Source organism: Bacillus litorisediminis, assembly GCF_022808645.1.
GTDB lineage: Bacteria > Bacillota > Bacilli > Bacillales > JC228 > Bacillus_BF > Bacillus_BF litorisediminis.
Window position 1 is genome coordinate 44257 of record NZ_JAKZKT010000013.1, and the last position, 14549, is coordinate 58805.

Here is a 14549-nt window from a genome sequence, read left to right on the forward strand (position 1 = left end):
CTTGATTAATTAAAGAATAACTTCCTTCTGTTTTTCCGAAGATTCGTAGATGGCAAGAAGCATTTTTAACACTTCATATCCATCTTCACCCGTAATCAATGGCTTCGCTTTTGTGCGGATACACTCAATAAAATGATGCATTTCATCTTTAAAAATTTGATTTTCCTGAAAAATTGGGGTGGTCTTGCCTAATACCCCGTTTTCTTCTTTAAAAATGGCAAGCGGAGATAACGTTGCCCCGCCCTTATCCCCGAAAATATCAATGGATATCGCTTCATTTTGATCACCATTAATTGCCCAAGAAATTTCAAGGGATAAAACGGCTCCATTTTCAAAACGAATCCATGCTGCGCCAAAATCCTCTACATCAAATACATGATTGGCATTTAAGCTCTTATTCTTTGATTCCCAGCTTGATACAAACTTAGTTTGATAGTCTCCCAGACCTGATAGGGTTTTTCCTGTAATCGAATGTGCCTTTGGCTGTCCCATCAGCCACCAGGCTAAATCAAGGACATGGACACCTATATCCATCATCGCCCCGCCGCCAGCAAGAGCTTTATTTGTAAACCAGCCCTTTGGAGTTCCGCGACGTCTAAATAATGTTGCTTTTACATAATAGACATTCCCGAACGTATTCTGCTCGGCATATTCCTTTAAAACCTGGACGTCTCTGCGAAAACGGTGGGGCATCCCGACCATTGTAATCACATTATTTTTCCTGGCAACCTCAAGGAACTCTTCTACCTCGCTTACATCTGTGCCGATTGGTTTTTCCACAAAAACATGAATTCCGTGCTCCGCCGCCCTTTTGGCAATCGGCATGTGCGTCTGATTTGGTGTTGAGATAATTACGGCATCAACTTGAATGGACGCAATTAATTCATCGATACTGGAAAAATAATGGCGAACACCGTGAGCTTCTGCTAATTTCTTGGCACGCTCGAGATTGACATCTACAATTGCTTCAATTGATACATCTGGATGCTCTTTTACATACACTAAATGGGTGGACTCTGCAATCGCTCCCACTCCAATGAGAGCCACTTTAAGAAGTTCCATTTTAATCAGCACCTTTTTTGTAAAGTAAGAAACTTATCTTTCGCAGGTTGAATTAAGTAAGGTTGACCCGCGGGTTCAATTCGATTTTACTGTGATGATTTTGTTTACGGACATACGTTCCGAAATGTTTGCCAAAAACCGTGTTTTAGAATTTGAATGGACATACGTTCCGATACCCTGAAAATTTACGATTGTTTATTCGTGAAAATTGATTTTGTACGAATAGCGGAATCAGAATCCGCTTCAGCCCTTAAAGTGCAGGTTTTCGTTCTGATAACGGAATGAGGATCCGCTAAACTTATCTAATGGTTCCTCATTCCGCTATTTATTCAAAAATCCTGGTTTGAAGCTTGGTTTCGGTTCCTCGTTCCGTTATTTGCGCTTTTTTTCGTCAAATTTGATTGATTTTGTACGAATAGCGGAATCAGAATCCGCTTCAGCCCTTTTAAGTGCGGGTTTTCGTTCTGATAACGGAATGAGGATCCGCGAAACTTATCTAATGGTTCCTCATTCCGCTATTTATTCAAAAATCCTGGTTTGAAGCTTGGTTTCGGTTCCTCGTTCCGTTATTTGCGCTTTTTTTCGTCAAATTTGATTGATTTTGTACGAATAGCGGAATCAGAATCCGCTTCATTCCTTAAAGTTCAGGTTTTCGTTCTGATAACGGAATAAGGATCCGCTAAAGTTGGCTAAGAAACGTCCTTATTCAGCTGTTTCTGCCATGGTAAACAGATAAACATCGTCATAATAGGCAGTTGTTACCCATGCATTCGAACTGGATAGTAAGATCCGAATATATCTTGCATTGGCTGGAGCTACACTAGTAAACTCCTTTTGTATCCAGCTTCCTCTTGGTGCTTCGAAGGTAATTCCTAAACCGCTTGTAATCGGAATTTCCTGTCGGTTTTCGTCATAGTACCTTACCTGAAATAAGGTTCGGCTGCTTGAAAATGGCGAGCCCGTATCGGGGTTAATTGGAGGATTTCCTAAAAATACACTTGCACCAGCTGTATACTCCTTTCCAGGCTCTACTTCGATCAAATCTGACTGCAATGCTGTATAAGCACTTGTAGTAGCGTCTATTAATTTGATACTTCTATTGCCTGATAACGACTGTTCTTCAGACGAAGAAATCGAAGTATATCCTGCCTTTTCAGCTCTAATCGACCAGCCTGGAATCGTTCCGTCTGGCAATATAGTCTCAAAGTCATGATTCACAATAGGCAAGTAGGTTTTGACAGGTTCTTGAGAAATAGAAACGACGACTGGCACCTCACAAGATTGACCATTGAATTCAGCTATGATTGTTGCTTCCCCTTCATTCATACCTCTGACGATGTTTCCATCCATCGCGACAATGCCTTCAGGATTGGAAGATAACGCAGCGGAATGAGAAACATCAATAACTATTGGTCCATAGATAGCCGAAATCTTAAGCTCTTTTTCAGCGCCAACGATCAATTCAATTCTTTCGGGATCTGCTTCTAAACTGGTTAGACCATAAACGTTAACAGTTGGGAGAGCAACTGGTGTACCATAACCAACTCCCTCTTTATATACAAACACCTGGTATTGATGAGCTCCTTCAGACGGTGCTGGGATTACCAATGTTACCTGCTCATCGCCCTGACCCGTTCCGGCTGCAACAATGACATCTCCCTCTCTTACTTCAATCAGAGCATCTTGATTAGCTCTTACCATAAGTTTTAAATCAGAGCCAAAAATGAGATCCTTACTTTCTACAGCCATCACTTCTATCCCAGGTAATTCTCTTGGATCTACAACCGTATATATGTAGGCGTCATCATAATATTCTGCCGTCATCCATCCATAGTAGCCGTTTAAAATCAGTCTTGCATATTTTGCGTGTTCCGGTGCCGTGCTTGTAATCTTTACATGAAACCACTCTTCAATAGGAATCCGGAGTTTATCATTTGTGATTTCAACGGCTTCTACTTCCTCTCCGTATTCATCAAAGTAACGAATTTGGAAAAATGACTGGCTGTTTGCAGTCGGTAAATCGTTTGGCTCATCATTGCTTTTACCGCTAATAAAGATATCAACACCAGCTGTGTATATCCGACCTGTTTCAATTCTAATGAAATCCGACTGATATTCAGTTTTTCCATTTGTCGTTTCATCAACCAATTTCAAGCTTCTTTGACCTGAACGAGCTTTTTCAGTTGTAGAGAAAGATGAATCCCTCTGTTTTCCTTTGAAAAGCGACCATCCATCTATTTCGCCTGATTCATCAACTTGTTCAAAACTATTATTTATAACTTTTAAATATGATTGGACAGGCTCCGGAATTTTAACTTTCACTTCCTGCATCGGCAAGGAAATGCCCATATATGTACCAGAAAAAGTAACGATCCCTGGCTGCCTTGGAATAATTTTTCCGTCTTCGACAATCGCTATTTCCGGATTAGAACTTTCTATTTTAGCTATTTTCGATACATTTACAGTCCAGCCGTACATCTCCGCCTCAACACGAATTTCCGCCGGGGTATCCACAATCAGCACCTCTGGAATAATCCAAGTCAGATTGTTTGGCTGTTCGGCTGGTCTTTTCAGTACCTTCGTAGCTTGGGCAAAATAAATATCGTTTTTCTTATTTAGAGCAAATATCGAAACATCTTCGGCAATGATGTTACTTTCCATGGTATTAGGTTCTATGACGGTTAGTGTTCCTCCTGCATTTGTATAGAGGAGTCCATCTATTCCCCAATATTGTTTAACCGGTCTCCAGCGCCCATAGTTTGTAATCTCAGGGTACACATTTTTCGATTTCACGATTTCATACGTCTGCGGATTAAAAGCAAAAACATAGCCATTTGCGGCTCCCCAGATCAGCCCATCTGGACCAACTGTTAATCCGCTGATCATTGGTACAGTCTCATTTAATCCATCTAAGCCAAGATCCCATTCCCGAGTCTTTGTTTTTGTTACAGGGTCCCAGGCAAATAGTTTGGCTTTTATGGCGATTGGGTCTGAACCTAAACCGCCATGGATCGTCGTTGATCCATAAATCATTCCATCCTTATAAACCAAACCTGCTATACTTTGATTTTCTACAATGTTTCGGTAAACTTCAAAAACGGGCTGATTGGCATCCTTCGATGCCTCTGGGTCATAGACCGTTAAAGCCCCGCCATGTTCGGAGTAGCCAGGAATAGTCCCGATTAATAATTTCCCCGCTCCCTCTTGCAGAACAAATGGGCGGTCTTGTTCATGACCAATTTCAAAGAGCAAGGCTGGGCCAGATTCGGGGATATTATGATTTGTATCCCAGCCAACGATTTCGGCTTTTGGATATAAACCAAAATAAAGAGTATCCTCAACGCTTCCCATTCCTTCCGCCTGCCCTAATTTATATAAGGATAAGTGATCCTGTTTTTCCGGATCATAGACCGCCCCCTCTGTCCCCATATAGCTGCTGATATAAATTTTTCCATCCGGTCCCGTTTCCATTGCCTGCAAATTCAGCGGCTGCCCATCTACCAGCGGAGGCAAAACAACACGTTTTTGAATCCGCGGGTCAGATAGAACAATTTTTCCGTCAAACGAGATTGTGACCATAGCCAGCCCTTCAAATTCAGTCTGATTCTGTACATCCATCCATTGACTATTGCGAATCGAACCATCAAAAGGCATCGCAATTCTTTCTTCCAATGTCTCTATGTCAATTTCCCACATATATTGATCTTTCTTACTTGTATAAACCTTGCCATCATGCTGGCCCGTGACTGCCATTAACCCGCGGATATTGGTTAAACCCCGCTCCCGCCATTCCTGTCTGTCAAGGTCATAAACCCTGATAATCGATGGTCCATTAAAGAATGCAAATAAATAGTGATCGACTACACTCATTCCATAAACAGACCCCATGCTATCGTATTGACCTTTGTAAATTGGGTCTTCTGGCGTTCCCGGTAATTCAATCCGTTCTTTTACCTTCGTTTCCGGGTCGATTTTCCACACCCGGCCATTGGTTGTACCGGTTCCTGCATATACATAACCGTTATAATATGCGATCGATCGAATATAGTCCTCGGCAGGATCTACGCTTTCCCCCAGTAAGTCTGTTATTTGTAATGTTTCCGCTTCAATTTTAAAAACACGGCCGCCTATCGAAGCAGAATAAATCCCTCCATACACGTTGCCATGCTCATCACTTGTTAATGACCAGATTGATTCTGCACCGCTTATGGGAACACCTAAATCTGAAACTTGTTTTGTTTCGGGTGAGTACATAAACATTTTCCTGGAAGCACCGATAAAAACTCGGCCATCTGGCGTTAAACAATGAGCCCAAGCATTTGAGGCTCCTTCTAATGGGTAGGAATGAAGAAGCCTTTGATGATCGATATCGATTACATTAAACTTAGCCCAGTCCCCAGATGAAGCACTTCCCGTGACCGTGGTGTAAACAATATTGGCACCGTCTTCCTTTGAATATACAGCATCAATCGTTTGTGCAGTTTGAATCGGACTGCCAAGATCAATGATGGAAGAATCGAAATTTGCAGCCTCCTTTCTGCTGTCTGTAAAAGCAAATACATGAGGGGATTCATCTATAAACCATTCAGACTTCTTTTTAAAATTAATTATTTTAGTAAGTGTAGTCGTTTTCTTATTTTGTAATTTCTCAAATTCCACTGAAGCATCTTCAAATTCAACTACATCCGTAATAAATGCACTAACATCCAATCTTTTTTCACTTAAAAGTCTTATATATTCCTTAATGTTTCTGCCTTCCGTCCAGCGGACAAAGCCATAAGGATAATCTATCGCTTCAGCTTCATACACCTTATCGTAACGGCCTGGCCCACCAGCCCGTGAGATCAGAATCTGGGCTTCTTTACTAAACAGGAGGCTCCGCGGAAATTCCGGTTCAACGTCTCCAACAATAACTACCTTGCCTTTATTTCGAATCCATTTAAGACTCTCGCCTGTCAGCGGTGTATGTTTTCCTCCCATACAAAGCAGTACAGCATCGGCACCATGCCCATTTGTTAAGGTGTAAATTTCATTTTCTAATCCTTCGATTGTTGTATGTGTTTTTAGATGAGGTTCACTTTGAAGCATGGTGGTCCGTTCTTCATGAAGATCATATCCGATCACATTATAGGCAGCCGCATTCGCGATTTTTGCTATCATTTGGCCAAGCAGACCTAATCCTGCAACGACTACTGTTTCACCAAAATGTAAATCTGCAACCCTAAGTGCATGAATCGCAATCGCCCCAATCCCAGCGAGAGCTGCCTCTTTAGGATCGACATGATCTGGAACCTTAGCAATCAATGTTTTCGGAACCAGTAAGTACTCAGCATGATGTACATATGGAGCCCCATAGCATGCAACAATATCCCCAGCTTTTAAATCCTCTATTTGATCTCCGACTTCCTCCGCAATCCCCACTGCACTATACCCAAGCGGTATTTGCTTTCCCTCACTCGATTCAATCGCCAGGAGTTCAGTACCCGGTGATATAACCGAATATAAAGTTTTCACCAGCACATAAGAAGGTTTAATGGCAGGCTTTGAGTCTTCTACTAATTTAACCGAACGATTATAAGCCACTATTTTTTTCAAAGGCTTCCCTCCTTCTAATTTTGGAGCCAATTATCTAAACGGGCTTTGACAAATTCATCGTCATGCAAGTGAGGGTACTCCGCATAAATGCGATCAATTTCTTCTTTCTGACCAGGACTTAATTGTTCGCTTTCAAGCAGACACCAATTCCCCTGCAGAATTCCTTGCCTTGTTAATACTTCGTTTATTCCGGCAATACTTCCTTTAAATTGGTGTTTTGCGTCAAAAAATGCTCCATTTGCATCAGTTATTTCCTGACCTATTGTTAAAAGTTTACTAGGAATATAGTCTTGTTCCCGTACGGCTTTTATCTCTTCAAACAATTCAACTACGCGTTTTGTCCAAACGGACCAATGCCCCAGAAGACCCCCAGCAATTCTTTTTTCAACGAGGTGATCCCCAACTCTTACCCGAAAGGTAGTCAGAAGATCGTTGACAATGTTGTCATCATTTCCAGTATAAAGCGCAATTTCATCCCGCCTGTCTGAATGAGCAACCGCCCTGACCACATCCAGTGTCTGATAGCGGTTAAAAGGAGCAATTTTGATGGCATAAACATTTGGGATATCTGCTAGCTGTTTCCAAAAATCATACGACAAGACCCTGCCTCCTACTGAAGGCTGGAGGTAAAAACCAAAAACAGGAATAATCTCTGCGATTTTTTCTGTGCGTTCAATCAATTGACTCTCGGTTAATTCCTGAAGACCACCCATACTGAGAAGTCCTAAGTCATATCCGATACTCTTAGCAAAAGCAGCCTCTTTTATGGCCTGTTCTGCAGGGCCGCAAATTCCCGCTACTTTTATAAAATCAGGCACGTTTGCCTTTTTTATTTCTTCGATTGCGATCTCTAACACTTTTTCGAAGAGGTTAAATCTCGGGTCACGGATTTCAAACTGTGTCGTATGCACTCCAACAGCTACACCGCCAACCCCAGCATCGATGTAATACCTGGTTAGCGCACGCTGTCCTCTCTCATCTAGCTTCCGCTCATTCGTTAGGGCCAACGGATGAGCGGGGATAACGGTTCCTTCAAACAATTTTTTTTTAATTGCTGCATCCATCATTTAAAATACTCCTTCACGCTCTTGAAAATGAGTCGGCTTATTATGGGTAGCGCCATCATTCATCACCCATTCCGCAATCATATGAATCATTTGCTGAACGGATACCTTCGGATAGCCAAATAATTGATGGGCACGTGAAGCATTATTTAATAATGCAAAATCATCCTCATCGTTTACAAATTGAGGCTGCTTTCCAAATCGTTTGCCAAACTGTTCCGCCAGCCAGCGGACGGAAAGGGTTTCAGGGCCCGTTATGTTCAAAATTTTTGGAGGCGATTGACAATGCAATAGGGAACGTATCGCAAATTCATTCGCATCTCCCTGCCAGATCACATTGACATTGCCCATCGTTAAATCAATCGGCTCCTCTTTTGCTACTTGTCTAGCAATTTCAAGCAACACTCCGTAGCGGAGATCAATCGCATAATTTAATCGAAATAAAAGCATAGGTGTGTTATTTTTCCGCGAAAAATAAGAGAGAATTCTCTCCCTGCCTAAACATGACTGAGCATATTCGCCAACTGGGTTTACCCCTTTTTCTTCAGAACTGTTATTGCTGACAACGCGAGTTAAGGGATAGACATTCCCAGTTGAAAAAGCAACAATTCGGGAGTCCGAAAACGTTTCAGCAACCCGGCCGGGCAGATATGTATTCATAGTCCATGTGTAATGTTCATTCCCTACGGTTCCAAATTTATGACCTGCCATATAAATTATGTTCTTTATTTTCGGCAATGACTGGAGTTCATCTTCATCCAGTAAATCAGCGGCAATTGTCTCAATTCCAAAGTCATGTAATTCCTTTTGCAGTGTTCCTGAGGAAAATCTTGAAACACCGATTACACGTTTATCTAACTTAGCTTGATCAATTGCCCTTTTTGCCAATTTCGCCAGGGTTGGTCCCATTTTTCCTCCTACTCCCAGGATCATGATGTCACCATCTAAAGATTGAAGATCAGTTACAAGCCGATTGGACGGGGCCGTCATAAATTCTTCTAATTCTGCAACAGTTTTCATTTCATCACTCCTCTTTAAATATCAATAGTTCTATTTCGCTTCATGACAGAATATTGCGAATAATTACCTTACATTCTATGAACCGACTCATTAAAAGACAAGTCTTTAAATGGTCTTTTAATCTAAAAGAAGATGTTACCAGAGATTATTTTTTAACTATTTTGACAATTAGTTATATTATCTTTAATATATTTATTAAGAGACGTGTCTTTATTGTGTCTATAAGGAGTTGATCAGAACATGCAAATCAATCACGGAGTAAAGGATCATTCAGAGATTACCATAGGGGTCATTGGTCCAGAAGCTTTAATTCAAAAAATTAAATATACGCTAAAATCCTTTCCTAATTTTAAACCCATCTTCTCAACCGTTACCCCCGACAGCGATATCACAGATGAGGCCAGAGAGTTAATGCACGATGTCGATGTATTAATGTTCACCGAATATCACCTCTATAAATTGGCTAAACAAACATTAGAATTTCCTATACCCGTCCATTATGTACCTCTAATGGGGACAGGCCTGTATCGCTCCTTATTTATGGTAAAAAACAGCTACGGTTTAAAGCGGCTGTCGATTGATACGATTGACCGTAAATATGTAGAACAAATTCTCCATGAACTGCAGGAAGAACAATATGAGCTAAATGTATTTAAGAGCAGCACACAAGCGCCGATGATCAGCGATATTATCAAATTCCACGTACATAACCATCAGCAGGATGGAGCAATTGCCCTTACTGGAATCCAAGAGGTATCCATTAAATTGACGGAAATGAATATCCCAAATGAATGGGTCACTCCTACGAACCAGGATATGATTGTATCGCTAGAGCGAGCTTTACTGGCCACTACCACACGGAGAAACAAAGAGTCGCAAATTGTGTTCGGACTAATTGATGTAGATAATTTTAAAAAGCTGATTGAAGGCTATGCCTCAGAGCACGATGTCCAGCTGCTTAAACTGCAAATCCAGCAAATGTTATTGGATTACATTAAACAGTTAGACGGCCATTTAATCAGCTTAGGCGGCAAGGAGTACTCTTTTATCACTACACGCGGCATATTTGAACGTGAAACCAGGGGTTACAAATTTATCCCATTGCTTCAGGAAGCCAACAATAAAATGGGAATTACCCTTAGTGTTGGCGTCGGCTTTGGCCGGACAGCAGCGGAAGCCGGAAGCCATGCCCGCCTTGCTCTAGGCCAAGCAAAGGAACTGGGAGGCAACGTTTGCTATATCGTTCGTGAAGATAAAAGCGTTCTGGGACCAGTTGATATCACAACGGACACCCAATACGAGCAATATGATTTATCAATCACAGATGCACAGCTGTTAGAAAAAGCTGAAAAAGCCGGAATGTCTGCTGCATATATGACCAAATTAATGGCAAGGGTTGCCCGGCATAAAAAATATGATTATACGGCACAGGAGTTAGCATCAACTCTTAACATTACAATCCGCAGTGCTCATCGAATCTTGCTAAAATGGATGGATGCAGAAATCGTTGATATTGTCGGTGAAGAAAAGATCACATATAAAGGACGTCCACGGCGCATCTACAGGCTTAGTTTTATCATGGATGAAGTCGCTAAATAGCAGATTTACCTGTTATCTTAAGAGAACTGCTTTGCCAGTTTCCTTACTTTCATTAGCAGCTTCTATGAATCTAATAATTTCAATTGTCTCATCAACCGCCACTCTCGGAACGTGATCCTGAAAGAATCCTATTATTTGCTGTAAAAGGGAAGCATAATAAGGTGTCTGATTTTGGCTGGCATTTACATATTGACTTCGAGAATCGAAATGAATGGTCGCACCAAATGGAAGCTTCCCTTTTTTATCACCGCGAATGGTTCCTATTCGTCCATCCTTCCATCTGGCCATTAAAAATTCATGATCATCTGATTCGAATACACGAACAGAGTCTGCACCAGTTCCTAAAATCGCAAATAACATTTCAACCGTATGAATCCCATACCAAAAATACCCTGGCTGTGTTTCAACAAAATCTAATGGTCCCATGCAATCTGTACCCACTATCCGACCTAGATCCTTTTTAGATAGAATTTGTGTTAAATTCTCCGTAAACCGAAGAGCTGAGCAGCTAAAGATGGGAGTTTGATAGGTCAAGCTCAATTGTTGCATTTTATACGCATCACGGCTGCACACACAAAATGGTTTGTCGATAAAAACGGGTTTTTGGTAATGGGCGATCAAAGCGAATTGCTCCAAATGCTTTCTCCCATCTGCCGATACAAGTAAAATCGCGTCACATTCGGCAGCCACATCTTCAATGGAAGCTGTAATTTCAACTCCGAATCTAGTTTTCATATCCTTTGTATACCCTTGAACACGAGACCAGCTTAGCTGAAAATCCTCAGATCCGCCGGGGTAAGCCATTACGATTTTGCCGCCACCCACCCAATGGGGATCACTCGTGTCATGTAAAAGTCTAGTAAAAGCAATAGAATGAGAGGTATCCAGACCAATCATGCCTATTTTAAATTCACTCATGTTCGCTACCGCCTTGTTTATTTTAAGCCAGACAATTGGATTCCCTCTGTGAAATAACGCTGGAAGAACAAGAAAATCAGGAAGGTCGGGATAAAGGATATCGTTGATCCGGCCATTTCGATGCCAAAGTTTCCTTCCTTACCAAGCAAGGATGCTAATCCAACGGTTACTGGAAACATTTTTTCATTGGTCATGTAAATCAGCGGCTGGAATAAATCATTCCAGTTGGAAATAAACGAAAAGGTTCCGACAGTCGCAATAACCGGTAAAGAGAGAGGCAAAATAACCTTAAAGAAAATCTGGATATCATTTGCTCCATCCATATAGGCAGCCTCTTCCATATCATTAGGGATGTTTTGCAGGAATTGTCTGACTAAAAATACCCCCATAATTCCCCACAATTCAGGAACAATTAAGGACCAATACGTATTAATCCAGCCAAAATCCGCAAACATAATGTACTTCGGAATAATGAGCAGCTGCTGCGGAATCATGATAACCGCCATAAATACCCAAAAAATGACTTCCCTGCCCCAGAATTTCTTTTTCGCGAATATATAGCCTAAAATCGCACAAAACAACATCTGACTTAACACAGGTATAACCGTAATGACAAATGAATTAAAAATCCATCTCAGGAATAATCCATCATTAAAAATATAAATATAGTTTTTCCAGGTAGGATCATCCGGAATCCAAAATAATGGGTCAAGTAAAGCATATTGAACATCCTTAAAGGAACCCAGAACCATAATCAAAAATGGAAGCAGAAAGCATATGCTGAACAGGGCTAGCACTGTATATGAAAAAATCCGTTTTACCAAGTGACCAAACTCCTTTCTGTAACTCTAGCAGGTAAAGAAAACTCGCCGATTGGCAAGCCTTGCCAAAGAACGAACAGAGGCGTAGTTGCACTTATACTTTTTTCCTAATAATTTCACTACGTCGAATCCGCCTCTTTGCCAAAATTTTATACGCAAAGTACTAGAAAATGGGGGTATCTTTACCTAAATATTTTCTTTGAATGAGCGAGATCGTTAAGATAATAAAGAATAAAACGTAAGACAGAACGGACGCATAGCTTAAGTTAAGAGACGTAAATCCCTGCTCGTACAAATAGTACACGATTGTGGTCGTCGAGTAATTGGGTCCACCGCCAGTAAGGAGATAGGTTGAATCAAATACTTGAAACGAACCAATCGTAGTAATGATCGCTACGTAAAAATGAATTGGCTTCAAGAGCGGAAACGTGATGGTCCAAAAAATTTTGGATCGGGAGGCCCCATCAATCTTCGCTGCTTCATATAACTGCTTCGGTATAGATTGCAGCCCTGCAAAATAATAAATCATGGTACTTCCGCTTACCTTAAAGATACTTAAACCGGCCAGCACCATAAGGGCCTGACCTGAATCTGCCAGGAATAATTGGGGGTCCACACCGAAAAGACCTAACAGATAGTTAATCATGCCTGATTCGGTTCCCCTAAATAACCAGCCCCATAAGCCTGCAATGATAACAAATGAGGTTACGACCGGCAGAAAAAAGATTCCCTTAAATAGATTTGAAAATCGAATACCAGAGTTTATAATCAAGGCTAATATCAGCCCCATTGCCATGGTAGGAATAATATAGTAAATCGAAAATAAGACCGTATTCCAGATGGCTCTCCAGGCAAGCTTGTCATTCAAAAAGGCCTCCCAATGTTTGAAGCCTACAAATTCAGAAGTCCCAATCACTCTCCAGTCCATAAAAGTGAGAACAAAACTGAACGCAAAAGGAATCACCTGAAAAATAAGAAAGTGGACCAATGCAGGAATTAAAAAGATATACACAATGGCATTCCGATTCCACTCTTTCTTAATCCGCTCCTTTAAAGGCAGTTTGACCTTTTTTGAAATCACCGCTTTATTTTCTAATTTTGGATTGATCAGTATCATCACCTTATTTCATTGGAAGATATGTAAGGGGCCTGACCCCATTAAACCTGGGTCTGACCCCCATTTTGTATGAGTCAAACTATCATTTTACCTATTTATTGCCCTAATTTTGCTTTGATGGCTTCAGCAGCTGCATCAGCCGCTTCTTGAGGTGTCTTCTCTCCTGCCATCATCGCTTGAACCTCTGCCTGAATCGGTGACATAATATCGCGGCCAATTGGATGAATCACACCTGGAAGGGCATATTGAGTATAACCTGCAAGCTGATTTAAGAATTCCTGATCAGCAAAGATATTTTTTGCGGATTCCCGGGTTGGAATATATTGAGTAACCGTATTAAATTTCTTCTGACTTTCTGTATTCGTCATAAATTTCACAAATTCTGCAGCGGTTGCTTTATTGTCGCTATTGGATGGAACGACAAACATTCCTGTTGTTCCATACGTGAGCTGCTCTCTGTTTTTGAGCGGAGGAGCAATCACAAAATCAATTACGTCTTTCGACAACAAATTACTTAACGTAATACCTGAACCAAGTACAGCCATCATTTGTCCGCCATCCCAAACAGCATCCTGCTCCATCGCTGTTATCGAATCTTCCGGAATCCATCCCTTTTGATACATGTTATTGACAAATTCAAATGCCTCCACGGATTCCGGGGAATTGATTAACACTTCATTATCCTGGGTAATAACGTCTCCACCTGCTTGCCAAATCCAAGGATAAATCGTTCCATTCATGGAGCCGCCGCCCAAGTAATTTAATGCATAATAACCTTTTTCCTTTGCTTTTTCAGCCCAATCGGCAAATTCTTCCCAGGTCGTTGGAAGATTAGCAGGATCCTCACCGATTGCTTCTATAACTTCCGTATTGTAGAAGAAAGTGTAGGCTTCCTGTAAGATTGGAAGACCATATGTCTTTCCTTTCCATTGTGTAGATAAAAGGGCTGTATCCACAAAATCATCTAAGTCATAGCCTTCCAAATACGGATCAAGCTCTAGCAGCATTCCAGCATCCGCATATTGCGGCATCTGATCCGGAATTGCATAAAATACATCCGGACCATTATTGGCAGCAAGAGCCGTTAAAATCTTTTGGTCCCGATTTGCCCATGGAATCTGCTCAAAATTAACTGTCACATCATACTCTTCTTCAAATGCGGTAATAATTTCATCCCACATCTTACCTTCAACATCTTGATCACCAGTAAAAGGATGAGCCCATACGGTAATCTCACCGCCGATTTCCCCATCAGTATCAGCTTCTTCATTTTGACTGCAGCCAGCTAATAATGTCCCCGTTATTAAAAGAAAGATTAAAAGAAATTGAAGCTTTCTCACTCACAAAACCCCT

Annotated in this window: 9 protein-coding genes; 1 reads left to right on the plus strand and 8 read right to left on the minus strand. The window is 41.2% G+C overall.

Annotation, left to right across the window (positions count from 1 at the left end):
- Positions 1-9: 9 nt before the first annotated feature.
- The 4 genes from MLE14_RS08855 to MLE14_RS08870 form a co-directional block, all read right to left on the minus strand.
- Positions 10-1062, minus strand: coding sequence for a Gfo/Idh/MocA family protein (locus tag MLE14_RS08855; RefSeq protein ID WP_243298003.1), 1053 nt, complete (start codon positions 1060-1062; stop codon positions 10-12).
- Between the two features lie 702 nt (positions 1063-1764).
- Positions 1765-6657 (minus strand): zinc-binding dehydrogenase, encoded by a 4893-nt coding sequence (locus MLE14_RS08860; protein WP_243298004.1) that lies wholly within the window; start codon positions 6655-6657, stop codon positions 1765-1767.
- A gap of 14 nt (positions 6658-6671) precedes the next feature.
- Positions 6672-7724 (minus strand): dihydrodipicolinate synthase family protein, encoded by a 1053-nt coding sequence (locus MLE14_RS08865; protein WP_243298005.1) that lies wholly within the window; start codon positions 7722-7724, stop codon positions 6672-6674.
- Positions 7725-8741 (minus strand): NAD-dependent epimerase/dehydratase family protein, encoded by a 1017-nt coding sequence (locus MLE14_RS08870; protein ID WP_243298006.1) that lies wholly within the window; start codon positions 8739-8741, stop codon positions 7725-7727.
- 240 nt (positions 8742-8981) lie between these two features.
- On the opposite strand from MLE14_RS08870, the gene MLE14_RS08875 reads away from it, so the two are divergent.
- Positions 8982-10340 carry a hypothetical protein gene (locus MLE14_RS08875; RefSeq protein WP_243298007.1) on the plus strand — a complete coding sequence of 453 codons (1359 nt, stop codon included), beginning with the start codon at positions 8982-8984 and terminating at the stop codon, positions 10338-10340.
- A 12-nt stretch (positions 10341-10352) separates the two neighbouring features.
- Here MLE14_RS08875 and MLE14_RS08880 read toward each other — a convergent pair whose 3' ends face one another.
- From MLE14_RS08880 to MLE14_RS08895, 4 genes are all read right to left on the minus strand, one after another.
- Entirely contained in the window at positions 10353-11258 is a 906-nt protein-coding gene (locus MLE14_RS08880) for a Gfo/Idh/MocA family protein (protein WP_243298008.1), read from the minus strand.
- A gap of 17 nt (positions 11259-11275) precedes the next feature.
- The gene (locus MLE14_RS08885) at positions 11276-12082 is read right to left on the minus strand and encodes a carbohydrate ABC transporter permease (RefSeq protein ID WP_243298009.1); all 807 of its coding nucleotides are present in this window, start codon (positions 12080-12082) and stop codon (positions 11276-11278) included.
- Between the two features lie 160 nt (positions 12083-12242).
- A complete protein-coding gene (locus MLE14_RS08890; RefSeq protein WP_243298010.1) occupies positions 12243-13196 on the minus strand; it encodes a carbohydrate ABC transporter permease in 954 nt (317 codons plus the stop codon).
- A gap of 95 nt (positions 13197-13291) precedes the next feature.
- Positions 13292-14536, minus strand: coding sequence for a sugar ABC transporter substrate-binding protein (locus tag MLE14_RS08895; protein ID WP_243298011.1), 1245 nt, complete (start codon positions 14534-14536; stop codon positions 13292-13294).
- Positions 14537-14549 lie beyond the last annotated feature (13 nt).